The 22,429-nt window shown below is 70.9% G+C and carries 26 protein-coding genes; 3 read left to right on the top strand and 23 right to left on the bottom strand.

Annotated elements, in window-relative coordinates:
* Nucleotides 1-7: 7 nt before the first annotated feature.
* Genes cds1 through ACZ7CF_RS16655 form a run of 3 tightly spaced genes read right to left on the bottom strand, consistent with a single transcriptional unit; the run spans nt 8 to nt 1,859 of the window.
* Complete coding sequence (gene cds1 / locus ACZ7CF_RS16665; RefSeq protein ID WP_360399771.1) at nt 8-1,096, bottom strand: L-cysteine desulfhydrase Cds1; 1,089 nt, start codon at nt 1,094-1,096, stop codon at nt 8-10.
* A gap of 27 nt (nt 1,097-1,123) precedes the next feature.
* Entirely contained in the window at nt 1,124-1,393 is a 270-nt protein-coding gene (locus tag ACZ7CF_RS16660) for a DUF4229 domain-containing protein (RefSeq protein WP_360399774.1), read from the bottom strand.
* Nucleotides 1,394-1,397: 4 nt separating this feature from the next.
* Nucleotides 1,398-1,859 (bottom strand): Lrp/AsnC family transcriptional regulator, encoded by a 462-nt coding sequence (locus ACZ7CF_RS16655; protein WP_360399777.1) that lies wholly within the window; start codon nt 1,857-1,859, stop codon nt 1,398-1,400.
* Nucleotides 1,860-2,100: 241 nt separating this feature from the next.
* Here ACZ7CF_RS16655 and ACZ7CF_RS16650 point away from each other — a divergent pair, with 241 nt between their 5' ends.
* Together ACZ7CF_RS16650 and ACZ7CF_RS16645 are read left to right on the top strand one after the other, a co-directional pair.
* On the top strand, nt 2,101-2,310 hold the full coding sequence (locus tag ACZ7CF_RS16650; protein WP_053737033.1) for a BldC family transcriptional regulator: 210 nt from the start codon (nt 2,101-2,103) through the stop codon (nt 2,308-2,310).
* A gap of 57 nt (nt 2,311-2,367) precedes the next feature.
* A complete protein-coding gene (locus tag ACZ7CF_RS16645; RefSeq protein WP_086667950.1) occupies nt 2,368-2,535 on the top strand; it encodes a hypothetical protein in 168 nt (55 codons plus the stop codon).
* Nucleotides 2,536-2,589: 54 nt separating this feature from the next.
* On the opposite strand, the gene ACZ7CF_RS16640 is transcribed toward ACZ7CF_RS16645, so the two are convergent.
* From ACZ7CF_RS16640 to ACZ7CF_RS16625, 4 genes are all read right to left on the bottom strand, one after another.
* The gene (locus ACZ7CF_RS16640) at nt 2,590-3,990 is read right to left on the bottom strand and encodes a MinD/ParA family ATP-binding protein (protein WP_470369927.1); all 1,401 of its coding nucleotides are present in this window, start codon (nt 3,988-3,990) and stop codon (nt 2,590-2,592) included.
* Nucleotides 3,991-4,092: 102 nt separating this feature from the next.
* Complete coding sequence (ccsB, locus tag ACZ7CF_RS16635; protein ID WP_360399785.1) at nt 4,093-5,016, bottom strand: c-type cytochrome biogenesis protein CcsB; 924 nt, start codon at nt 5,014-5,016, stop codon at nt 4,093-4,095.
* Nucleotides 5,016-6,491 carry a cytochrome c biogenesis protein ResB gene (gene resB, locus ACZ7CF_RS16630; protein ID WP_360399911.1) on the bottom strand — a complete coding sequence of 492 codons (1,476 nt, stop codon included), beginning with the start codon at nt 6,489-6,491 and terminating at the stop codon, nt 5,016-5,018. Before resB ends, ccsB begins: the two co-directional genes overlap by 1 nt.
* Before the next feature lie 41 nt (nt 6,492-6,532).
* Nucleotides 6,533-7,309, bottom strand: coding sequence for a cytochrome c biogenesis CcdA family protein (locus tag ACZ7CF_RS16625; protein ID WP_360399787.1), 777 nt, complete (start codon nt 7,307-7,309; stop codon nt 6,533-6,535).
* A gap of 127 nt (nt 7,310-7,436) precedes the next feature.
* On the opposite strand from ACZ7CF_RS16625, the gene ACZ7CF_RS16620 reads away from it, so the two are divergent.
* Nucleotides 7,437-8,429, top strand: a complete 993-nt coding sequence (locus ACZ7CF_RS16620; protein WP_470369926.1) for a M64 family metallopeptidase — start codon at nt 7,437-7,439, stop codon at nt 8,427-8,429.
* A 175-nt stretch (nt 8,430-8,604) separates the two neighbouring features.
* On the opposite strand, the gene ACZ7CF_RS16615 is transcribed toward ACZ7CF_RS16620, so the two are convergent.
* The 16 genes from ACZ7CF_RS16615 to ACZ7CF_RS16540 form a co-directional block, all read right to left on the bottom strand.
* Nucleotides 8,605-9,162 (bottom strand): TlpA family protein disulfide reductase, encoded by a 558-nt coding sequence (locus ACZ7CF_RS16615; protein ID WP_360399793.1) that lies wholly within the window; start codon nt 9,160-9,162, stop codon nt 8,605-8,607.
* Complete coding sequence (locus ACZ7CF_RS16610; protein ID WP_360399796.1) at nt 9,159-9,788, bottom strand: histidine phosphatase family protein; 630 nt, start codon at nt 9,786-9,788, stop codon at nt 9,159-9,161. The genes ACZ7CF_RS16615 and ACZ7CF_RS16610 overlap by 4 nt, the downstream gene beginning before the upstream one ends.
* Nucleotides 9,785-11,080 (bottom strand): glutamate-1-semialdehyde 2,1-aminomutase, encoded by a 1,296-nt coding sequence (gene hemL, locus ACZ7CF_RS16605; protein WP_458430120.1) that lies wholly within the window; start codon nt 11,078-11,080, stop codon nt 9,785-9,787. Before hemL ends, ACZ7CF_RS16610 begins: the two co-directional genes overlap by 4 nt.
* Nucleotides 11,081-11,091: 11 nt before the next feature.
* Nucleotides 11,092-11,637 carry a hypothetical protein gene (locus ACZ7CF_RS16600; RefSeq protein WP_470369925.1) on the bottom strand — a complete coding sequence of 182 codons (546 nt, stop codon included), beginning with the start codon at nt 11,635-11,637 and terminating at the stop codon, nt 11,092-11,094.
* Entirely contained in the window at nt 11,634-12,056 is a 423-nt protein-coding gene (locus ACZ7CF_RS16595) for a hypothetical protein (RefSeq protein WP_470369924.1), read from the bottom strand. Before ACZ7CF_RS16595 ends, ACZ7CF_RS16600 begins: the two co-directional genes overlap by 4 nt.
* Complete coding sequence (locus ACZ7CF_RS16590; protein ID WP_360399807.1) at nt 12,056-12,676, bottom strand: hypothetical protein; 621 nt, start codon at nt 12,674-12,676, stop codon at nt 12,056-12,058. The genes ACZ7CF_RS16595 and ACZ7CF_RS16590 overlap by 1 nt, the downstream gene beginning before the upstream one ends.
* Nucleotides 12,673-13,089, bottom strand: coding sequence for a hypothetical protein (locus ACZ7CF_RS16585; RefSeq protein ID WP_360399810.1), 417 nt, complete (start codon nt 13,087-13,089; stop codon nt 12,673-12,675). Before ACZ7CF_RS16585 ends, ACZ7CF_RS16590 begins: the two co-directional genes overlap by 4 nt.
* The gene (locus ACZ7CF_RS16580) at nt 13,086-13,529 is read right to left on the bottom strand and encodes a hypothetical protein (RefSeq protein WP_360399813.1); all 444 of its coding nucleotides are present in this window, start codon (nt 13,527-13,529) and stop codon (nt 13,086-13,088) included. Before ACZ7CF_RS16580 ends, ACZ7CF_RS16585 begins: the two co-directional genes overlap by 4 nt.
* Nucleotides 13,530-13,538: 9 nt before the next feature.
* On the bottom strand, nt 13,539-14,012 hold the full coding sequence (locus ACZ7CF_RS16575) for a hypothetical protein (RefSeq protein ID WP_470369923.1): 474 nt from the start codon (nt 14,010-14,012) through the stop codon (nt 13,539-13,541).
* Between the two features lie 26 nt (nt 14,013-14,038).
* Nucleotides 14,039-15,013 carry a porphobilinogen synthase gene (hemB, locus tag ACZ7CF_RS16570; RefSeq protein WP_458430115.1) on the bottom strand — a complete coding sequence of 325 codons (975 nt, stop codon included), beginning with the start codon at nt 15,011-15,013 and terminating at the stop codon, nt 14,039-14,041.
* Nucleotides 15,014-15,092: 79 nt separating this feature from the next.
* Nucleotides 15,093-16,625, bottom strand: a complete 1,533-nt coding sequence (locus tag ACZ7CF_RS16565) for a bifunctional uroporphyrinogen-III C-methyltransferase/uroporphyrinogen-III synthase (protein WP_360399822.1) — start codon at nt 16,623-16,625, stop codon at nt 15,093-15,095.
* Nucleotides 16,626-16,643: 18 nt separating this feature from the next.
* Nucleotides 16,644-17,579 carry a hydroxymethylbilane synthase gene (hemC, locus tag ACZ7CF_RS16560; RefSeq protein WP_360399825.1) on the bottom strand — a complete coding sequence of 312 codons (936 nt, stop codon included), beginning with the start codon at nt 17,577-17,579 and terminating at the stop codon, nt 16,644-16,646.
* Nucleotides 17,576-18,892: a glutamyl-tRNA reductase gene (locus ACZ7CF_RS16555; protein WP_360399828.1), complete on the bottom strand. Its 1,317-nt coding sequence runs from the start codon at nt 18,890-18,892 to the stop codon at nt 17,576-17,578. The genes hemC and ACZ7CF_RS16555 overlap by 4 nt, the downstream gene beginning before the upstream one ends.
* Nucleotides 18,893-18,929: 37 nt before the next feature.
* Nucleotides 18,930-19,670 (bottom strand): redox-sensing transcriptional repressor Rex, encoded by a 741-nt coding sequence (locus ACZ7CF_RS16550; protein WP_360399914.1) that lies wholly within the window; start codon nt 19,668-19,670, stop codon nt 18,930-18,932.
* Between the two features lie 208 nt (nt 19,671-19,878).
* Nucleotides 19,879-21,348 (bottom strand): molybdopterin-dependent oxidoreductase, encoded by a 1,470-nt coding sequence (locus ACZ7CF_RS16545; RefSeq protein WP_470369922.1) that lies wholly within the window; start codon nt 21,346-21,348, stop codon nt 19,879-19,881.
* Nucleotides 21,349-21,418: 70 nt separating this feature from the next.
* Nucleotides 21,419-22,315: an HAD family hydrolase gene (locus tag ACZ7CF_RS16540; protein ID WP_360399834.1), complete on the bottom strand. Its 897-nt coding sequence runs from the start codon at nt 22,313-22,315 to the stop codon at nt 21,419-21,421.
* Nucleotides 22,316-22,429 lie beyond the last annotated feature (114 nt).

The following is a 22,429-nucleotide window of genomic DNA, read 5'->3' as shown; positions in this document are numbered from 1 at the left end:
GCTCTCGTCACCAGTTCCCCGTGCGGTGGAAGTTGTTGAGGCGGTCCAGGCACGGGGCGAGGTCCATGTCCTGGGCAGCTACCCATGAGTCGTCGTAGTAGGTGTTCGCGTAACGCTCGCCGCCGTCGCAGAGCAGGGTCACCACGCTGCCGCGGGTGCGCGACTGCCGCATCTGGGCCACGACCTGGAACGCACCCCACAGGTTCGTGCCGGTGGAGCCGCCGACCCGGCGTCCGAGCAGGTCCTCGACGTACCGGATCGTCGCCACCGACGCCGCGTCCGGGACCTTGATCATGCGGTCGATCACCTGGCCGACGAACGACGGCTCCACGCGCGGGCGCCCGATGCCCTCGATCCGCGAGCCGCGGGTGCCGACCAGGTCCGGGTTGCCGTCGCGCCAGGCGTCGAAGAACACCGAGTGCTCCGGGTCCACCACGGCCAGGCGCGTGTTCAGCTTGCGGTAGTGGATGTACCGGCCGATGGTCGCGGACGTGCCGCCCGTGCCGGCGCCGACGACGACCCACTCCGGTTCCGGCGACGGCTCCAGCCGCATCTGGTCGAAGATCGACTCGGCGATGTTGTTGTTCCCGCGCCAGTCGGTCGCGCGCTCGGCGTGCGTGAACTGGTCCATGAAGTGGCCGCCCAGCTCCGCGGCGAGGCGGCGGGACTCGTCGTAGAGCGCCGACGGGTCGTCGACGAAGTGGCACCGGCCGCCCTGGCGTTCGATCAGCGCGACCTTCTCCGCAGACGTCGACCGCGGCATCACGGCGATGAACGGCAGCCCCAGCAGCCGCGCGAAGTACGCCTCGGACACGGCCGTGGAACCGGAGGAGGCCTCGATCACGGGCGTCCCGCCGGTCACCCAGCCGTTGCAGATCGCGTAGAGGAACAGCGACCGCGCCAGCCGGTGCTTCAACGAGCCGGTCGGGTGCGTCGACTCGTCCTTGAGGTAGAGGTCGATGCCCCAGTCGAGCGGCAGCGGGTAGCGCAGCAGGTGCGTGTCCGCGCTGCGGTTCGCATCCGCCTCGATGATCCCGACGGCCTCACACACCCAGTGCCTGGTCCTGCTGCAACACCGGTCCACAGAAGTGCTCACACCGGGCACGATATCCGCGCCACGGGCTCACGCCTGGGTGACGGGACCTTCGTCACCGCGGAGCTGGGCGCGCAGCTTGTCCCGCTCGGCCCTGCGCACGGCGTCGCGCTCGTTCAGACCGGCGGCGACCCGCTCGCGCAGACCCTTGAACACGAACAGCGACGCGGGCAGCGCCACCACGATGCCGACCACCAGCGCGACCAGCAGCGGGACCTTGAACAGCAGGAGAGCGCCCGTCACCACCGCGACGAGACCGAAGCGGGCTAGAACGTACAGGGTCACATCTCGAGCGAGCACCCGTTCAGGTTACGTCGCCTTCGTCGGAGGTGTTCGGCCGTCCTTCGAAACGGGTGGACAGCACCACCGTGGTGCGCGTTCGGGCAACTCCGGGGATGCGCCGCAACCTGCCCAGCGACTTCTCCAGGTCGTCCACCGTGGCCACCCGGACCTTGACGACGAACGACTCGTCGCCCGCCACCCGGTAGCAGGACTCGACCTCGATGAGCTCGGCCAGCTCGTCCGCGACCTCGTTGTCGTCCGCGGTGTCCGTGGGGTGGATGCCGATCAGCGCGGTCACGCCCAGGCCGACCGAGCTGGGGTCGACGACGGCGTGGTAGCCCACGATGACGCCGGCCGACTCGAGCTTGCCGACCCGCTCGTGCACCGCGGAGGCCGAGAGCCCGACCTGTCGGCCCAGGTCGGCGTAGGTGGCCCGCCCGTTGGCACGCAGCGCGGCGATGATCTGGCGATCAAGTGCATCCACCCGCGACACCCTATGCCTCGCACACGCGTGCACGTCGTCCCGGTCACAGTTGAAGTGCACGCGGGGAGCTTTCGTTCACCAGGAGAGCACGGGAGGGCCCCGCGTGCGGCCGTCAACGGGGGGAGTGTCCGAAACGCGTCGGTCGTCCCATTACTACCTCTTTACCAAAAAACAAGCGTTCGAGTACCTGACGGGTGAGATGCCACGATCGGACCGGAACGTCTGATCTGAGGAGGCAGTAGTGACTGCTGCAGCGACCGAGCGCCTGTTGACGCCTGGAGAAGTGGCCAACCTGTTCAGGGTCGACCCGAAGACCGTGACCCGGTGGGCGACCGCTGGACGCATCGGCTCGATCCGCACCCCTGGAGGACACCGCAGGTTCCGTGAGACCGAGGTGAAGGCGCTGCTCACGGAGCTCACGACCGAGGCGACCGAACCCGTCCGCCATTGAGACCGCGGCAATCCCCGTGCCGCGGGTAATCTCGTGGCAAAGGGAGGTGGCGACCAGATGATCTACCTGCTGGCGGTGATCGGTGCGCTCACCGTGGCTGTGCTCGTGTGGCGGGCGTTCGCCCCACAGCATTCGGAGTACACCCCGGGCCGCAAGGTGATCGCACCTGACGACGACCCGGAGTTCCTCCGCAAGCTCGACGAGCAGCGCAAACGCGACGAGTGAACGACAAGGGGCCCCGTTCCCGGGGCCCCTCTCGCGTGCTCTGACGACCAGCGCCTAGGTGTTGGGGAAGTCGTCCGCGACCACCGCGGCGAGCTCCAGCAGCGCCAGGCGCGTCTCCGGCGCGAGCTTGTCCAGCTCGATCTCGGCGCCTTCCTCCAGGTGCGCGTCGAACGGCATGCGGACCACGGACCGGCAGCGCTGCGCGAAGTGCGCGGAGAGCTTGTCCAGGTCGACCTTGCCGGACTTCGGCCGCACCGAGTTGATGACGCACACGGACTTGGCGACCAGTGCGCCGTAGCCGTGCGCCTCCAGCCAGTCCAGCGTGGCCGCCGACGTCTGCGCGCCGTCGACCGACCCGGACGACACCAGGACCAGCGAGTCCGCCTCGTCCAGCACGCCCTTCATGGCCGAGTGCATCAGTCCGGTGCCGCAGTCGGTGAGCACGATGTTGTAGAAGTGCTCCAGCAACGCCACCGTGCGCCGGTAGTCGTCCTCGCTGAACGCCTCCGACACCGCCGGGTCCTGCTCGGAGGCGAGCACCTCCAGGCGGGACGGCGACTGCGAGGTGTACGCGCGCACGTCGCTGTACTTCGTGATCCGCGAAGCGTCGCGCAGCAGGTGCCGCACGGTCGCCGTGGTCTCCCGCGGGATCTTCAGCGCCAGCGTGCCGCGGTCCGGGTTCGCGTCCACGGCGATGACCCGGTCACCGCGCAGCGACGAGAACGTCGAGCCCAGCGTGGTGGTCGTCGTGGTCTTGCCGACGCCGCCCTTCAGCGACAGCATCGCGATCTTGTAGCACCCGCGCAGCGGCTGGTTGATCCGCGCGATCAGCTCACGCCGGCGCAGGTCCGCCGGGCTCTCGCCGAGGTTGATCAGGCCGCCGCTCATCGAGTGGAGCGACTTGCGCCAGCCGGACGACGGCGGGCGCTTCTCCTTCTTGATCAGCTGCTGCGACGAGACTTCCTGGGCCTGCGAGCGGTACTGCTGCTGCGGGAAGTTGTTCGGGTACTGCTGGCCGGCGAACTGGCCGTACTGGGCCGTGCTGTGCTGACCGGACTGGCCGCCGCCGACCTGGTGCGGCCCGGACTGGCCGGCCACCGGGTACGGCCCGGACTGCCCACCGGGCACCGGGTACGCGCCGGACTGCCCACCGGGCACCTGGTACGCGCCGGACTGCCCGCCGGGCACCTGGTAGGGCCCCGACTGGCCGCCCTGCACCGGGTACGCACTGGAGCCGCCCTGCACCGGGTACGCGCCCGACCCGCCGGGGACCTGGTACGCGCCGGAACCGTGCGGTGCCGGGTAGGGGCCTGACTGACCGCCGGCGACGGGGTACGCGCCGGACTGGCCGCTGATCTGCTGCGGACCGGACTGCTGCGGGTCGAGGTAGGCCGTCTGCGGGTCGACGTACTGCGGGCCCGAGCCCTGTTCCTCACCCGGTGGTTGCCGTGTCACCGCTGTGGCCCTCCCTGAGCAAGGAGGATCGAGACCTCCCCGACCCCCGGGTTGCGACGGTACGCAACCGGCAACGGTTCCATCGACGTGGGGGCTAACTCGTTAGAGACCCGCGTAGGAATGCAACCCGCTGGTGACCAAGTTGATGAAGAACAGGTTGAACACGTTCAGCGCGAACCCGGCCACGTTGATCCACGCGGCCCCGCGGCCACGCCAGCCGGCCGTCGCACGGGCGTGCAGGTAGGCCGCGTAGACGACCCACGACACGAACGCCACGGTCTCCTTGGGGTCCCAGCCCCAGAACCGGCCCCAGGCCGCCTCCGCCCAGATGGCGCCGCAGATGATGCCCGCGGTGAACAAGGGGAACGCCAGCACCGTCGTGCGGTAGGCCAGGCGGTCGAGCACGTCGGCCGACGGCAGCCTCGGCAGCCGGTCGTCCCTGCCGTCCTTCAGCAGGTAGAGGACCGAGGCCACACCGGGGATCAGCAGGACGCCGGACGAGATCGAGATCACCGAGACGTGGATCACGAGCCAGTACGAGCGCAGCGCCGGCTGCACGGGCGCGGACTCGGCGTAGAGCACCGTGCCGCCGAGGAACAGCAGCACCCAGATCGGCACCAGCACGAACGCGCCGAGGCGGCGGATGGGGAACTTCGCCATCAGCACGATCCACGCCACCACCGCGGCCAGGCACAGCAGCGACATGTACTCGTACATGTTGCCCCAGGGCGCCCGCCCCGCGGACAGGCCGCGCATGACCAGCGACCCCAGGTGCAGCACCGCGCCGAGCACGGTCAGCGCGGCACCCATGCGGCCGAACCGCTCCGGCCGCGAGACCTCGCGCCTGGTCGGTTCCTCGGCCGGTCCCGGGACCGGCGCACCGGCGCCCACCAGCGCCTCGGCCTTGCGCGGCGCCCGCGTGAAGGCCTGTTCGACCAGGTAGAACGCCATCGCGAAGAGGTAGACCCCGAGGGCGCTGCGGTACAGCCAGTCGCTGTAGGTCGCGAGTGTCTCGTTGACCGGCATCAGGACTTCTCCCCTATCAACACCGCGCGGGCCAGCCGCGTGAACTCCTCGCCGTATCCGGCCTGGTCAGTGCGGGCGAGGCCGCCGACCTCGACCAACGTACGCCCGTCCTCCCGAGGAGTCGCACGCACCCAGACGCGACGGCGCTTGACCGTGAGCGAGACGCCGAGCCCGAGGATGATCAGCACGGCGAACGCGAGCACGTACCCCTGGGTGGGGTCGTGCGAGACCTGCAACGACACCCAGTCGTTGACCGAGTCGAACCGGACCTTCGTGCCGTCGTCGAGCGCGATCTCCTCGCCCAGCGCGAGGTTCTTGCGCGCGACCTTCTGCAACCGGCCCTGCTCCACCAGCTCCTGATCGATCGAGAAGATCGACTGCCCGCGCCCGTCGTCCACGCCGAGGTCGCCGCGGTACACGTCGACGGCGACCATCGGGGCGTTCAGCGCGGGGAACTTCGAGTTCAGGATGTTGCCGTGCAGCAACGGCGTCGGCGCCAGCAGGCCGGTGACCGCGATCTGGTTCTTGCGCCGCTGCTCGGAGTCGGTGATGCCCGGCGGGTCGAACTTCGTCGCGCCCTCGGAGGCGAGCGTCAGCTGGTCGGTCGGCAGCCACTGGATGCCCTGCGTGCGCTTCTCCCCGTTGGGGAACGTCACCGTGAACGTGGGTGTGTAGCCGTGGCCGAGCAGGTAGAGCCGGTCGCCGCTGGTCCGCAGCGGGTGGTTGACCTGCAGCGTGTACGGCCGCCAGGTGTTCGTCTCCAGGTCGGCGCCGGACTGGTAGCGGATGTCGGCCTGGTAGCCGACGGGCTGGCCGTTGTCGAGGTACTCGGCGGAGAACTTGCCGATCTCGACGCAGAACGGCGTGAGGTCGGTGCCGTCGATGCGCAGACCGGGCCGGAACTGGTCGTAGTTGAAGATGCCGCCGTTGCAGAACTGGCCGCCGTCGGCCTGGACGATGACCTGGCCCTCGTAGTTGTACATCTTGCCCAGCGCGAACGAGACGAGCAGCCCGAGCAGCGCGAAGTGGAAGACCAGGTTGCCGGTCTCGCGCAGGAACCCGCGCTCGGCGCTGACCGTGCCCTCGCCGGTCTCCATCCGCCAGCCGCGCATGGCCTTCTTCGCCCTGGCGACCGCCTCGTCCGGCGTGATGTCGAGCTCGGCCTGCGCGTGGTGCGGCATGCGGGAGAGGTTGCGCGGCGTCAGCACCGGCTTCGCGCGCATCTGCTTGAAGTACTCGACCGTGCGCGGCAGCAGGCAGCCGACGAGGCTCGTGAACAGCAGCAGGTAGATCGCCGCGAACCACGGCGTCGCGTAGACCTCGAAGAAGCCGAGGTCCTGCAGGAGCTCACCCCACCAGCCGCGTTCGCGGACGTAGTCGTCGACCCGCGCGGAGTTCAGCGACCGCTGCGGCAGCAACGCGCCGGGCATGGCCGCGAGCGCGAGGAGGAACAGCAGGGTGAGCGCGGTCCTCATGGAGGTGAGGCCGCGCCACGTGTTGCGCAGGAAGGCGATCACTAGAGCGGCAACTCCACTACGTCGACGAACGAGTAGCGCAGCCACCCGACGAACTCACCCCAGAGCCCGGTGACGAGCGCGATGCCGACGAGGATCAGCAGCACCCCGCCGAAGACCTGCACCTGCCGCGCGTGCGTGCGCAGCCACTTCGTCACGCCCAGCGCCCACCGCGCCCCGAGCGCCAGCACCACGAACGGCAACCCGAGCCCCAGGCAGTAGGCCAGCACCAGCACCGCACCGCGCGCCGACATCGACCCGACCTCGGTGCTCTGCGCCACCGCCAGCACCCCGGCGAGCGTCGGCCCGAGGCACGGTGTCCACCCGAGCGCGAACACCGCACCGAGCAGCGGCGCCCCGACGAGCCCGGCCTTCGGCCTGCTGTGGAACCGCACGTCCTTCTGCAGCGCGGGCACCAGCCCGATGAACACGAGTCCCATGAGGATCGTGACGACGCCACCGATCCGCTGGAACAGGTCGGCGTTGAAGAGCAGCGCGTGCGAGACCCCGAGCACCGCCATCGACGCCAGCGCGAAGACCACGGTGAACCCGAGCACGAACAGCAACGACGCACCCGCGACCCGCCACCGCCCTGCCTTGGCCGGCTCGTTCGCCTCGACCCGCGGCGCCTCGGCCCCGACCAGTCCGGCCAGGTACGCCAGGTAGCCGGGCACCAGCGGCACCACGCACGGGGAGGCGAAGGAGATGAAGCCAGCGAGCAAGGCAACCCCGGTGGCCAGCAGCAACGGCCCGGAGATCGCCAGATCGGTGGGGTTCACACACCTCAGGGTAGGTAGTTGCCCAGATCACGCGACGACCGGTGTCACCTTCGGGTCGCGCCCTTGGGCCGGAAGTACCGACGATTGCCGCCTTGTGGGTGACAACACGTGTGCTTAGCGTCATCACATGCGACGTTCCCGGCTGATCTTCCCGGCGTTGACCGTCACCGCCCTGGCCCTCTTCGCCCAGTCCCCGGCCGGCGGCGCAGCCCCCGCGATGGAGTGGCGCGAGGTCTTCAACGAGGACGGCTCCATCACCCAGGCCCTCACACCCAAGGCTCCCAAGGAAAGAGCCACCGACCTGCGCACACTGGCCGCGGCCGAGGTCGTCCCGGTCCAGGTGACCGGCGACTCGGCCGACCGCTTCGACCTCGTCTTCGTCGGCGACGGCTACACCGAGGCGGACCTGCCGACCTACACCGCGAACGTCCTGAGCAAGTGGACGGAGCTGTCCGCCGTGGAACCGTTCGCGTCCTACAAGGACTACTTCAACGTCTGGCAGGTCAACGTCGTCTCCGCGGAGTCCGGCGTGGACAACGACCCGGCCAAGGGCGTCGAGAGGAACACCGCACTGGACATGGGCTTCTGGTGCCAGGGCCGCGACCCGAACACCGAGCGCCTCCTGTGCGTGAACGAGACGAAGGCCAAGCAGTTCGCCGCCCTCGCCCCCGCCGCCGACCAGGTCATCGCCCTCGGCAACACCGCGAAGTACGGCGGCGCAGGCGGTTCCGTCGCCACCGCCGCCGGCTCCAACGACCAGGCGGGCCAGATCGCCGTCCACGAGCTCGGCCACTCCATCGGCGGCCTCGCCGACGAGTACGACTACCCCTACGCCACCTACACGGGTTCCGAACCGCGCGAGGTCAACGTCACCAAGGACCCGACCGGCGCACTGAAGTGGTCGGCCCACCTCGGCCAGCCCTCCCCGGACGGCGGCGTGATCGCACCGGTCGAGGGTGCCCGGTACTACAAGAACGGGCTGTACCGGCCGACCCAGAACTCGATCATGCGCACGCTGGGCAAGGAGTTCAACTCGATCGGGCGGGAGGCGATGGTGAAGGCGTTCAAGGCCAAGATCCCGTCGCTGACCACCCCGACCGCACCGGCACCGGTCAGCTGACCGAGTGCCGCAGCCCCGCCCATCCCCCGCTCCCTGAAAGTCACGCGGGGACCCCACGTACCCCTGGAGGGCACGCGGGGACCCTACGTACCCCTGAAAAGTCACGCGGGGGCCCTACGTTCCCCTGGAGGGAACGCGGGGTCCCCGCGTGACGTGCGAATGCGGGGAGGCAGGGTCACTCCTTGGCGAGTTCCTCCACCACGGGCTTGAGGTCCGACTCCAGCACCGCCTGCAGGAACACCGCCGCGACCCGGTGCTCCTTGTCGAGCACGAACGTCGATGGCACCGAGTTGGGCGACAACCCCTTGAACACGTTGATGAAGCTGCGTCCCGACGGGTCGTAGATGGACGGGTAGGTCAGCTTCCGGACCTTCATGAAGTCCCGCGGGTGTTCCGGCGAGGTCTCCTTCACGTCGATTCCGATGACCTGCGTCCCCGCCTCGTACAGCTTCTGCATCTCCGGCGCCTCGGTGCGGCAGGGCCCGCACCAGGCTCCCCAGATGTTGACCACGACGGGCTTGCCCGCGTAGTCGGAGAGCCGGACCGTCTTGCCGGGCTCCAGCAGCGACTCGCCTTCGAGGCCCTTGAGGGGTTTGCGGTCCGCGACCTCGTAGCGGAGGTTCACCTGGCCGCCAGGGGCGACGAGGTAGAAGTCGCCGCCGCCGACCTGGGACGCGTCCTTGCCGACGGTGCAGCCCGAGACGAGCAGGAGCAGCACGAGCAGGCGTTTCATGCCCCGGTCACCCGCGGGTTCGTGGCGCCGGCCGGCTCGGAGTACCTGATGCGCACCAGCTGTTCGCCCTCGAAGTGCAGCGAGGTCAGGGAGGCGAGCGAGCACTCGCGCCTGCGCGGGTCGTGCCACATGCGCTTGCCCTCCAGGAACCGGCGGACGGTCCAGATCGGCAGCTGGTGGGACACGCAGACGGCCTCGTGGCCCTCGGCGGCGACGCGGGCGCGCTGGATGGCGCCGAGCATGCGGTGGGCGATCTCGATGTACGGCTCACCCCAGGAGGGCTTGAACGGGTTCACGAGCTTCGGCCAGTGCTCCGGGGAGCGCAGGGCGCCGTCGCCGACGGAGACCTTCAGGCCCTCGAACTGGTTGTCCGCCTCGATCAGGCGCTCGTCGGTGGCGAGCTCCAGGCGGTGGGAGTCGGCGATCGGTGCCGCGGTCTGCTGGGCGCGGTCGAGCGGGGACGCGACGACGTGCACGACGTCGTGGTCGGCGAGGTGCTCGGCCACGGTCAGCGCCTGCTTCTGGCCGCGTTCGGACAGCTTGAAGCCGGGGATGCGGCCGTAGAGGATGCCGGTCGGGTTGTGCACCTCGCCGTGGCGGAGCAGGTGGACGACGGTGCTGGTCACTTGCGGGCCTCCTTGGCGGCGCGGGCCGCGTGGGGCAGCGCGTCGGCGATCACGGCGAACTCCTCTTCACCCAGTGCGGCGTTGACGAACCACGCCTCGAACGCCGACGGCGGCGCGTAGACGCCGCGGTCGAGCAGGGCGTGGAAGAACGGCGGGAAGCGCCACGTCTCGCACGTCTGGGCGCCCGCGTAGTCCTTCACCTCTTCAGAACCGAAGAACACGCTCACCAGGTTCCCGGCGAACTGCACGCGGTGCTCGACGCCCGCCTCGGTCAGCGCGGCGGTGAACAGCGCGCCCAGGCGGGTCGCGTTGCGGTCCAGCGCCTGGTAGACGTCCTCGTCGGCGGCGCGCAGCGTGGCCAGGCCGGCCGCCACGGCCACGGGGTTCCCGGACAGGGTGCCCGCCTGGTAGACGGGGCCGGAGGGCGCCAGGCGGGCCATCACGTCCGCGCGACCGCCGAACGCCGCCGCGGGCAGCCCGCCGGACATGACCTTGCCGAACGTGTAGAGGTCGCCCTTGACCCGCTCCAGGCCGTACCAGCCGGCGCGCGAGACGCGGAAGCCGGTCATGACCTCGTCCATGATCAGCAACGCACCGTCGGCGTCGCAGAGGTCGCGCAGGCCCTGGTTGAAGTCGGCGAGCGGGGCGACGGCACCCATGTTGCCCGCCGCGGCCTCGGTGATCACGCAGGCGATCTCGCCGGGGTTCTCCGCGAACGCCGCGCGCACGGCCTCGATGTCGTTGTACGGCAGCACCAGCGTGTCCGCGGCCTGCGCGCCCGTGACGCCGGGCGAGGTCGGCAGGCCCAGCGTGGCGACGCCGGAGCCGGCCTGGGCCAGCAGCGCGTCGACGTGGCCGTGGTAGCAGCCGGCGAACTTGATGACCTTGCGGCGTTCGGTGAAGCCGCGAGCGAGGCGGATCGCGCTCATCGTGGCCTCGGTGCCGGAGTTGACCAGCCGGACCTGGCGGACCGGCTCGACCCGGTCGACGATCTCGGCCGCGAGGTCGATCTCCCCCTCGGTCGGCGTGCCGAACGACAGGCCGTGGACCGCGGCCTTCTGCACCGCTTCGACAACGGCGGGGTGGGCATGGCCGAGGATCATCGGGCCCCACGACGACACCAGGTCGACGTAGCGGTTGCCGTCGGCGTCCCACAGGTGCGGGCCCTCGCCGCGGACCATGAACCGCGGCGTGCCGCCGACGGAGTGGAACGCCCGCACCGGAGAGTTGACCCCGCCGGGGGTCAGCGTCGACGCGCGCTCGAACAGGGCCTGGGATCGACTCGCAGTCACGTACCCCAGTCTCACACGTCGGCGTCGGCGGCTTTCCCCGGCCGGGTGCGCGCGGCCAGCACGAGCTGGCGGACCGCGTCGAGCAGCAGGATCGCGGACACCGTGACGGCGGCGACGGCCGTGCCCAGCCAGTTGCCCTCGTAGCGGGTCGAGATCAGCGGGTCGCGGCCTTCGAGCGGGTAGGCGAGCGTGCTGATGCCCCGGTTCCACGCCCAGACGGCGACCAGCACGAGGACGACGGCCACCACCAGCTCACCGGCGGCGATCAGGGCGCGTTTGGGCTGGTGGAGGTCGGGAGCGGGCTGCGTGGCGGGGTACGGGCCCTGCGCGAGGGCCGCCGCGTGGGAGCGCTCCTCCGCGGTGGGCTCGAACTCCTCGGCCAGCTCGGCGGGCCCGCCACCGGCGGGCACGGGCGACCCGGCACCGGCCGCTCCGGCCGCGGTCGCCCCGGTCCCGGTCGCCCCGGTTCCAGTCGCCCCGGTCCCGGCCGACCCGGTCCCCGGCGTCTCGGTGTCCGACGACCCGGTGTCCGACCTCGCCTCTGTCACGTCGCTCACCCTCTCACGACCTTGAGCAGCGCGGCGACCAAGGCTTCCGGATCGCGCGCCCACCCGAGCACCACGGTGCCGTCGAGCAGCCGCAACGGCACGGCGGTCGTCCCCTTGGGCACCGACCAGCCACCGCCGAGCACCCGCGCCCCGGTCGGCGCGCCCACGTCGCGGAACGCCTCGACCATCGCAACCGGCAGGCGTTCCCGCCCGAACTGCACGTCCTCGGTCGTCAGCCGCACGCTGCCGACCTTGCGCCGCCCGTTGACCCACAGGAACGCGGCCAGCAGCAGCCCCAGGCCCACGATCGTCCACAGCGCGACGGACGCGGGCCCGGTGATCAGCTCGACCAGGTAGCCCGCGACGGCGAACGCCGGCCCCCACACCAGCGGCCACCGGCTGCTGCCGGACTCCTGGTACAGGGGCACTAACGCACGTACCTGTTCGACGCCGGCATGAACTGCAGCACCACGGCCGCGACGGTCAGCCCCATCACCAGCAGCGTCAGCAGCACCCCCGGCTGCCACGAGTCGGCGCGCACGGCGAACAGCAGCGTGCCGATCATGTTCAGCAACCCGAGCGCGCCGAGGATGGTCAGCAGGATTCGCGCCCAGTTCTGCCCGTTGCGCAGCACGACCGCGAACGCCACGTACGGCGCGGCCGCCACGAGCATGCCGAAGCCCGCGAACACCGCGATCGTCGTCACGCCCAGCTCAGCCGCCTGCCGGTCGTCCTCCCTGATCGTCGAGTCACCGATCAGCGCGTCGGCGTTGCCGAGGATCAGCACCGGCAGCACGGCGACGGCGAGGACCGCGGCGGCGATCCAGGTCCACATCGCCGCGGTGATCGTCGCCGGTCGCGGCGGCGCCAGCTCCTGGGGCAGCACCGGGGTCAGCGGTGCCATCGACCAGGCCGGGTTGTGCACCGGCTGCACCTGGTACTGGCTCGTCGGCTGCGGGTACTGGCCGGCCTCGTAGGGCGCCGCCTGGTACTGGCCGGGGTTCTGCCACTGCTCCGGGTTCTGCCAGGAGCCCTGCGGATCGCTCACTCGTCACGCACCTCCGCGAACCACTGTGCCGTACGCGACTGCCACGTGAAGACGATTGCGACGGAGATGAGCAGCAACGTGACCAGGTTCGCCGCGCTCACCCCGAGGAACAGCAGCCAGACCATGTGCACGACCGCGATCACCGACAACGCGATCCGAGCCCACTTCCTGCGGCGCAGGAACGCGCGGGTCAGCCAGGCGTAGGCGGCCGCGAACAGCACGGCGATCACGGTGAGCGTGGTCAGGAAGCTCGTGACCTGCCCGGACGTCCACCTCGTGAGCTCCTGCACCTGCCCGCGCTGGAACCACAGCCCCGCGGTCACGAACAGCACGAACACGGCGATGGCGAGCCACAGCCCGACCGCGGTCCGCACCGTCCTGGGCGTTCCGGTGTCCTCCAGCGGTTCCTTCACAGCGCCTGCTCACGGGTGAGGTAGTCGGTGGACTGGCGGAAGAACAGCAGCGCGAGACCACCCAGCGCGATCACGACGACGACCAGCCCGAGCAGGTTGTCGACGAACAGCTGGAAGAACAGCGCGATCATCAGCGTGATGAACAGGCTCGTGCGGCTCCTGCGCGAGCCCTGGCGGACCCGGTTGCCGAAGAACACCGCCAGCGCGGCCAGCAGCACGTTCACGCCGAGCGCGACCAGCAGCACCGTCGGCACCAGGTCGGCGATCTCCTGCGCGGTGAGCCCCGGGTCGGTGTTCGCCTTCACCTGGGCGTCGATGAGCACCTGCCGGTTGACCCACAGGAAGAGCGAGGTGAGCACGACGAACGCCATGCCGACCACGACCAGCCAGAACCCCGCGGTGATCGTGCCGGGAGCACCCGACCGCTTCGGAGACGTCACGGTCGGAACTTAGGGCCGCAGGAAGTCGGTGTCCACCGCGACGCGCGTCCTGAAGTGCGCGGACGACCGCCACATCAGCACGATCGCGGTGGCGTCCAGACCGGCGGTGACGACCGTGACCACCAGGTCGACCGGCCGCAGCACCACACCGACCTCGGCGGCGATCCCACTGGCCCAGGCGAACACCCGGAACACTCCGAAGAGGACGGACGCGGCGCCGATCGCGGTCAGCACGACGCGGGCCCAGTTCTTCCCGCGTGCCATGGTGTTCGCGAGCCGGGTGTACGCCAGCAGCACGGCCGTGACGATCAGCAGTCCGAACAGGATGCCGCCGTTGACGCCGGCGTCGACCTGGTCCTGGCCCATCCCGGGGTTCTGCCGCCGGGCCTCCGCCACGAGCGTCTCGCGGTCGAACAGCTCGGCGACGAACCGCACCATCCCGAGCAGCGCGCTGGAGATCCACAACCAGCGCGCCGCGTTCACGAGCCTCGGGACGGGCGGTGGAGCGGTTACCGGTCCAACCACCGCGCGGCTTCCACGGCCCAGTAGGTCAGCACGATGTCGGCACCGGCGCGCCGGATCGACGTCAGCGACTCGAGGATCGACCGCTCGCGCTCGATCCAGCCGTTCGCGGCGGCGGCCTCGATCATCGCGTACTCGCCGGAGATCTGGTACGCCGCGACGGGGACGTCCGACACCTCGGCGACCGCGCGCAGCACGTCCAGGTACAGCAGCGCCGGCTTCACCATGACCATGTCCGCGCCCTCGGCGAGGTCGAGCTGCACCTCGCGCATCGCCTCACGGGCGTTGGCCGGGTCCTGCTGGTAGGTCTTGCGGTCACCGGCGAGCTGCGACTCGACGGCCTCGCGGAACGGACCGTAGAACGCCGAGGCGTACTTGACCGCGTAGGCGAGGATGCCGGTGTCGGCGAAGCCCGCGGCGTCCAGGGCGTTGCGGATGAACGCGACCTGGCCGTCCATCATGCCGCTGGGGCCGACGACGTGGGCACCGGCGCGGGCCTGGGCCACGGCCAGCTCGCCATAGGCCTGCAGGGTGGCGTCGTTGTCCACGGTGCCGTCGGCGGCGAGCACGCCGCAGTGGCCGTGGTCGGTGAACTCGTCGAGGCAGCAGTCCGACATCAGCACGGTGCTGTCGCCCAGCTCCGCGCGCAGGTCGACCAGCGCGGCGTTGAGGATGCCGTCCGGGTCGGTGCCGGCGGAGCCGACGGCGTCGCGCTCGGCCGGGACGCCGAACAGCATGATGCCGCCGACGCCCGCCTGCACGGCCTCGACCGCGGCTTTGCGCAGCGAGTCACGGGTGTGCTGGAGAACGCCGGGCATGCTCGTGATCTCGGCCGGCTCGCGCAGGCCCTCCTTGACGAACATCGGCAGGATCAGCTGCCGGGGGCGCACCTCGGTCTCGGACACGAGGCGGCGCATGGCGGGCGTCGTGCGCAGACGCCGGGGCCGGTGCAGTGGGTACATCGCTTGACTCCCTGACTTCAAGAGAGTCGAAGGGGCCACCCAAAGGATCTTGGAGTGGCCCCGACGGCTTCAGTGTCTTCTAGCTCCTGCGCAGACGCTTCGTCTTGCGGGGAGGAGGCAGCGCTCCCTCGGCGCGCAACCGGGCGGCGTGGGCGGCCAGCGCGTCGACCAGCGCGGGCACGTTCGCCTCCTCGGGCTGCACGTCGACCCGGAGGCCGAACTCCCGCGCCGTCTCGGCGGTCTGCGGGCCGATGCACGCGACGAGCGTGCGGGCGTGCGGCTTGCCCGCGATGCCGACCAGGTTCCGCACCGTGGACGACGAGGTGAAGCACACCGCGTCGAAACCACCGGACTTGATCATCTCGCGGGTGTCGGCGGGCGGCGGGGCCGCACGCACGGTGCGGTACGCCGTCACGTCGTCGATCTCCCAGCCACGTTCGCGCAGGCCGGCGGCCAGCGTCTCGGTGGCGATGTCGGCCCGCGGCAGCAGCACGCGGTCGACCGGGTCCAGGATGTCGTCGTAGGGCGGGAAGTCGTTGAGGAGGCCCTCGGACGACTGCTCACCGGACGGCACGAGCTCGGGGATGATGCCGAACGAGCGCACCTTCGCGGCCGTGGCCTCGCCGACGCAGGCGATCTTCACGCCGGAGAACGCGCGGGCGTCCAGGCCGAACTCGCGGAACTTCTCCCACACGGCGCGCACGGCGTTGGTCGAAGTGAAGACGACCCACTGGTAGCGGCCGTCGACCAGGCCCTTGACCGAGCGCTCCATCTGCGCGGGGCTGCGCGGCGGCTCGACCGAGATCGTCGGCACCTCGACGGCGATCGCGCCGTGCGAGTGCAGCCGCTCGGACATCGCGCCGGCCTGCTCCTTGGTCCGCGGGACCAGCACGCGCCAGCCGTACAGCGCCCGCGACTCCCACCAGGAGAGCTTCGAGCGCGCGGCGGCGGCGGCACCGACCGTGACGACCAGCGGGCCGCCCAGGTCACCGGCGTCCGCGGCCGCGGCGGCCAGCGTCGTGTCGACGGTGCGCTGCTGGAAACCGGTGCCTTCGGCGGTCACGGCGACCGGCGTCTGCGGCGCGAGACCGTTCTCGACCAGGTTCGACGCGGCTTCCGCCAGGTGCGAGCCGGTCGCGTGCAGCACGAGGGTGCCGGGGGCGGACGCGAGGCCTGCCCAGTCCGTCACCGCGCGCACGTCGACCTCGGTGTGCACGCCGCCGAGCGCGACGCCCGCGTACGCCGGTACGGCGGTGCCCGCGGGCACGCCGGGTACGACGTCGAACGGGATCGTCGACTTCGCGACGGCCTGCGCCTCCTTGACGACCGAGTCGAGCGTCAGCGGGTCACCCGCGACGAGGCGGACGACCGTGGCGCCGTTCTTCGCCTCGTTCACCAGGTCCTTGGCCACGTCGGCGGACTCGCCGACGGCGGGGCGGACCTCGACTCCCTCCGCCACGGTCGCGAGGACGTCCGAGGGGACGTCCGGGTCGGTGACCACGAGTTCAGCCCTGGTGAGCAAGTCGTGGGCCCGGACCGTGAGCAGCCCGGTGTCGCCGGGGCCGGAGCCCACGAAGGCGATGCGTCCGGGGGTCTTGCGTGCGCGGGTCATCAGGGCACTCCCCATCGATTACGCCTCTGGACCGCTGAGAACCGCGGCCCCGAGGTCGAGCAACTCGGCGGCCAGCGCCCGGCCGAGTCCCTCAGCTTCGGTCAAGTCACCGGTGGCGGACGCGCGGAGGAGATCGTTCTCCGGCGTCGCTGCGACCCCGCGCAGGGAAAGTCGGTACACGACCTTGCCCTCGTCGTCGAGGTCCTCCACCACATCGGCCAGCGCGCCGACCGGCGCGCTGCAGCCCGCTTCGAGCGCAGCCAGCATGGCGCGCTCCGCGGTCACAGCGGCCCGGCTGGCCGAGTCGTCCAAAGTGGACTGGATCAGGTGCTCGGAGTCGACGTCGTCGATCCGGCACTCCACTGCCAACGCGCCCTGTGCGGGTGCGGGAAGCATCTGGATGGGCTCCAGGCTCTCGGTGATCTCGCTCGTGCGACCGAGGCGCGCGAGGCCGGCGCGAGCCAGCACCACGGCGTCGAGGTCGCCGTTGCGGACCTTGCCGATGCGGGTGTCCACGTTGCCGCGCAACGGGACCACGTTCAGCCCGAGGCCGAGGGCCTCCAGCTGCGCCGCACGGCGCGGGGAACCGGTGCCCACAGTGGACCCCGGCGGCAGCTCGCCGAGCGTGAGCCCGTCGCGCGCCACGAGGGCGTCACGCGGATCCTCGCGCTGCGGCACGGCCGCGAGCACCAGACGGGGGTCCGGCGCGGTCGGGAGGTCCTTGTAAGAATGGACGGCGACGTCGATCTCGCCGTTCGCGAGCGCGTCACGAAGGGCCGACGTGAACACGCCGATGCCGATCTGGGCGATGGGCGCGTCGGAGAGGTCGCCCGGCGTCTTGATGACGACGATCTCGACCTGTGCTCCGGCAGCCTTGAGCGCCTCGGCCACGGTCCCCGTCTGGGCGAGCGCCAGAGCGCTGCCACGGGTACCGATCCGTAGGGTGCGGGTCACCGCGTTTCACCATCCACAGAAGCTTGCTTGGTCTGACTGACGGCCCCTGGCGTCTGGGGGTCGAGCCCGAACAGTTCGCGGAGAGCCTCCGCGTAGCCGGTACCACCGGGGGAGGTTGCGAGCTCCTTCACCCGGACGGTCGGCGTGTGCAGGAGCTTGTCTACAACGCGGCGCACCGTCTTGGCCAATTCACCGCGTGTCGCGGCGTCCAGTTCGGGAAGCCGCGAATCGAGGCGGAGCAGCTCGGCGTCGACCACCTCGGCCGCCCGCTTGCGCAGCGCCGTGACGGTCGGGGTGACCTCGGCGGAGCGCTGGGTGGCGAGGTAGGCCTTCACCTCGTCGGCGACGAGCCGGGCGGCCAGCCTGGCGTCCTGTCCCGCCGGGGCGTCCGAGAGGCGCCGCTGCAGCGTTTCCAGGTCCACCACACGAACGTTCGGCAGTTCGGCCGCGGCCGGGTCGACGTCCTTGGGCAGGCCGAGGTCGCACACGACGAGCGGGCGCGAGCGGGCGCTGATCATGTCCGCGCGGACCACCGTGTCGATCGAGCCGGTGCACGCGAAGACGATGTCCGCGAGGTCGATCTCGACGGCCAGCGCGGCGAGGTCGACGGCCGTCGCGGGGACGCCGTCGGCCCGCAGGGACGTGGCGAGGCGCACACCGTTGGCCTGCGTCCGGTTGGCGATGACGACCTCGCCGATGCCCGCCCTGCGCAGGTGGGCGGCGGCCAGGCCGCCCATGGCACCGGCGCCGACGAGGAGCGCGCGCCTGCCGACGAGGGTGCCCAGCTCGGACTCCGCGTCACCGAGGGCCTCGGACACGACCGACGCGCCCGCGTGGTCGATGCCGGTCTCTGCGTGCACGCGCTTGCCGACGCGCAGCGCGTTCTGGGTGAGCTCGTGGACGGTCCTGCCGACGGTGCCCGCCTCGTCCGCCGCCGCGTACGCACCGCGCAGCTGACCGAGGATCTGGGACTCGCCGACGACCATCGAGTCGAGGCCGGCCGCGACGGAGAACAGGTGCTCGACGGCAGCGGCGGCGTAATGCACGTAAAAGTGTTCGTACAGCGACTGCGGGTCGACCTGGGCGTGCTGGGCCAGCACGTCGACGACCTCGGACATGCCGCCGTGGAACGACTCGACGACGGCGTAGACCTCGACCCGGTTGCAGGTGGAGAGGACCATCGCCTCGGAGACGCTCGGGGCGGCGAGCAGCTGGCCGAGGACCTTCGGCAGCTGGGGCTCGGCCACGGTGACGCGTTCGAGGACCGGGACGGGTGCGGTGCGGTGCGAGAGACCGACTACGAGCACGCTCATGCACTCACCACGTCTGCCGGAGCCGTCTGGCTCACGCTCACGGGCGAATCACCATCCCGTCCACACCATGTCCGTTGTTGCCTGCCGGGCCGATCCCCGCCGAGACGCCGCCTGCTGCGTGCACAGCCTCGTCCGCACGCCGAGCGACGTGGAACGACAGGATCTGCATCTCGACCGCCAAGTCAACCTTGCGCACCTCGACGTTGTCTGGAACCTGGAGGACAACCGGTGCGAAGTTCAGGATGCACTGCACGCCCGCAGATACCAAACGGTCGCAAACCGACTGAGCGGCGGGCGGCGGCGTCGCGATCACGCCGATCGACACCTCGCGCTCGATGCAAACAGCGGTGATCTCGTCGATGTGGTTGACCGGAATGCCCCCAACAGGCACTCCGACGAGATCGGCGTCCACGTCGAACAGGGCGGTGACCGGGAACCCGCGGCCGGGGAACCCGCCGTAGTTGGCGAGAGCGTGACCAAGGTTACCGATGCCGACGACGGCCACGGAGTGGTTGCGGGTGAGGCCGAGGATGCGCTCGATGTGGCTCACGAGGACCTCGACGTCGTACCCGACGCCCCTCGTGCCGTACGAGCCGATGTAGCTCAGGTCCTTGCGGAGCTTCGCGGCGTTGACGCCGGCCGCCTGGCTCAGCTCCTCGCTGGAGACCGCGGTCACACCCTGGTCCGACATGCCGGACAGGACGCGGAGGTACACGGCGAGCCTGGCCACCGCCGCCTCCGGGATCGCACGCGCGCGCTCCCTGTCGGCGGGCTCCAGAGGGGTGGCGGTCGTCTCACCTTCGCCCCGCTGTGCTGCCACGCGTCCGACCTCCGGGTGTGCTCCACCGCAGGGAGCCCGCGGCGTTGGTGATGCTCACACCGTACCGCTTGTGAACGCATGCACAAAGTCGGCGCTCGCCGGTCGCGACGGCAGTGACGGGCTGTGACCAGCACTTCCTCGGCTCATGATCATTCCGGGTGAGCGCTTACTCGACGGTGAACGTGACCGAGTGCCATCCCGTCGCACCGTCGGGAACGGGGTCCAGGCGCGCCTGGTCCTGGGTGTACCCGGACTTGTCGGTGGCCCGGCACTCGACCGTGTGACTGCCGGGCCGGAGGTCCTCCTCGACCCGCCACATCCGCCACGTGCTGTCGCTGACGTCGGCGGCGAGGACGGCCTCCCGCCACGGCCCGCCGTCGAAGCGGACCTCGACCTTGGCCACGCCCGTCGGCTGCGCCCACGCCGTGCCCGCGACGACGGTCCTGCCCCGGACCTTCGCGAGCCCCCTGGGCCGGTCGATCCGCGACATCGTCTTGATCGGCGCCCTGGTCGCCCAGCCGCGCGGGATCCAGTAGCCCTGGTCCTTCGCGAACGTGGTCACGTTGAGGTCGGTGACCCACTTGGTGGCGGAGACGTAGCCGTAGAGGCCGGGCACGACGAGCCGTGCGGGGAAGCCGTGCTCGGCGGGCAGCGGTTCGCCGTTCATGCCGATCGCGATCATGCCGCGTTCCAGCACGTAGTCGAGCGGGCTGCCCGCGGTGAACCCGTCGTCGCTGGTGCTGAACAGCTGGTCGGCGCCCGCCCGCACGCCGGCCTCGCGCAGCACGTCGCCGATCGGGATGCCGATGAACTTGGCGGTGGAGATGTAGGGGCCGCCGACCTCGTTGGACACGCAGGCCAGCGTGATGACTTCTTCTGTGAGGTCGCGCCTGCGGATGTCGTCGAACGTGAGCACGGTCGGCCGTTCGACCATGCCGTGCACCCGCAGCGACCACTCCTCGGCGCGGAGCCGCGGGACGCTCAGCGCCGTGTCGATCCGGTAGAAGTCGTCGCCGCTGGTGATGAAGCTCGGCGTGCCGTCCCCGGTGAAGTCGGCGCCCGGTGGCGGCTCCGGCGCTGGCGTGGCGGCCTTGAGCTCGCCGATCGCCTGGCGGGAGCCCTCGACGTCGGTCCGGCTGCCGAACAGCTGCCCCGCGACGCCCGCGACGGCCGCGAGCCCGGCGGTGACGAGGAAGTCCCGCCGCGCGCCGTCGTGCTGGGCCTCCCGGTGCAGGTAGCGGAAGACGTAGAGGCCGGCGGCGAGGCTCGCGACCGGTGCGAGGACGCTGAGCTGGCCGACGTCCGGCCGGCTCAGCACGGCCGCGATGCCGACGACGCCGAGCGCGACCGCGACCACCGAGCCGGGGGTGGGGCTGGTGCGGCTGAGCAGGCCCGCCGCGACGCCGACGCCCGCGAGGACCAGCGCCATGCCGGTGAGCAGCACGAGCTTGTCGTAGGTGCCGAACGTGGCGACGGCGAAGTCCTTGAGCCACGACGGCGTGAGGTCGATGGCGGCGTTGCCGACCGCGAGGTACGGCGAGGCGCTCAGGCCCACGAACGCGGCCACCAGGTGCCCGGCCGCGAGAGCGGCGATGACGGCGAGCAGTCCCGTGAGAGCGGCCTTGGCGGGCTTCATGCCTCTCATTCGACACCGACCCGGCCCCGGTTCGCACGGCCCGTAAGGGGTCGGTAATCAGCCGGCGGGGCTACCTGACCCGGCGCCGCCACGCCATCGTGGCCGCCACGGCACCCGCCAGCGCACCCACGCCCAGCACCGACGGCACGCCGATCTTGGCCGCCTTGCGCCCGGTGCGGAAGTCGCGGATCTCCCAGTCCTTGCGGCGTGAGATCTCCCGCAGCTGCGAGTCGGGGTTCACCGCCACCGCCGTGCCGACGACCGAGAGCATCGGCACGTCGTTCGACGAGTCCGAGTAGGCCGTGCACCGCCGCAGGTCGAGCCCCTCCTTGGCGGCCAGCGACCGCACCGCCTGCGCCTTGGCCTTGCCGTGCAGCAGGTCGCCGACCAGCCGGCCGGTGTAGATGCCGTCGGCCGACTCCGAGACCGTGCCGAGCGCACCGGTGAGCCCCAGCCGCCGCGCGATGATCTGCGCCAGCTCGACCGGTGTGGCGGTGACCAGCCAGACCCGCTGCCCCGCGTCGAGGTGCATCTGGGCGAGCGCCTGCGTGCCCTTCCAGATCCGGTCGGCCATCAGCTCGTCGTAGATCTCCTCGCCCAGCGACACCAGCTCGGCGACGCTGCGCCCGGCCACGAACGACAGCGCCTGCTCCCGCGAGGCCTTCACCGACTCCGGGTCCTCCCGCCCGCCGACCCGGAACTTCAGCTGCTGCCAGACGAACCCGGCAAGGTCCGACGACGAGAAGTACTTGCGCGCCGCCAGCCCACGCGCGAAGTGGAAGATCGACGCGCCCATCATCATCGTGTTGTCGACGTCGAAGAACGCGGCCGCCGTCAGGTCCGTCGGCACCGCCAGCGAGGCTTCGAGCTCGGGCGCGGCGGCAGCGGCGGCCACGGCCGCGTCGGCTGACGCCTCACCCGCGAGCTCGGCCAGCCGGTCGCTCTGCACCTCACGCTTGCCTGCCATGTGACCAGCCTAGCGATCTGGTCCGGTCGAAAACGCCCGACTGCGCCGAAGCGGATTCCATGTCGTGCCGGAACGAGACCTGGTGGGTGACGGGTGGCGGGTGGTGCCGAACGG

It is taken from the genome of Lentzea sp. NPDC036955, from assembly GCF_055608005.1.
The sequence above is the reverse complement of the archived record's forward strand: the minus strand, read 5'-3'. Positions and strand labels throughout refer to the sequence as shown.

What these genes read in the sequence shown, in the direction of transcription:
- ACZ7CF_RS16555 (WP_360399828.1), bottom strand. Translation starts at nt 18,892, where the DNA reads ATGAGCGTGCTCGTAGTCGGTCTCTCGCACCGCACCGCACCCGTCCCG.
- ACZ7CF_RS16540 (WP_360399834.1), bottom strand. Translation starts at nt 22,315, where the DNA reads ATGGCAGGCAAGCGTGAGGTGCAGAGCGACCGGCTGGCCGAGCTCGCG.
- ACZ7CF_RS16645 (WP_086667950.1), top strand. Translation starts at nt 2,368, where the DNA reads ATGATCTACCTGCTGGCGGTGATCGGTGCGCTCACCGTGGCTGTGCTC.
- hemB (WP_458430115.1), bottom strand. Translation starts at nt 15,013, where the DNA reads ATGTACCCACTGCACCGGCCCCGGCGTCTGCGCACGACGCCCGCCATG.
- ACZ7CF_RS16620 (WP_470369926.1), top strand. Translation starts at nt 7,437, where the DNA reads ATGCGACGTTCCCGGCTGATCTTCCCGGCGTTGACCGTCACCGCCCTG.
- ACZ7CF_RS16565 (WP_360399822.1), bottom strand. Translation starts at nt 16,625, where the DNA reads ATGACCCGCGCACGCAAGACCCCCGGACGCATCGCCTTCGTGGGCTCC.
- ACZ7CF_RS16545 (WP_470369922.1), bottom strand. Translation starts at nt 21,348, where the DNA reads ATGAAGCCCGCCAAGGCCGCTCTCACGGGACTGCTCGCCGTCATCGCC.
- ccsB (WP_360399785.1), bottom strand. Translation starts at nt 5,016, where the DNA reads ATGCCGGTCAACGAGACACTCGCGACCTACAGCGACTGGCTGTACCGC.
- ACZ7CF_RS16615 (WP_360399793.1), bottom strand. Translation starts at nt 9,162, where the DNA reads ATGAAACGCCTGCTCGTGCTGCTCCTGCTCGTCTCGGGCTGCACCGTC.
- resB (WP_360399911.1), bottom strand. Translation starts at nt 6,491, where the DNA reads ATGAGGACCGCGCTCACCCTGCTGTTCCTCCTCGCGCTCGCGGCCATG.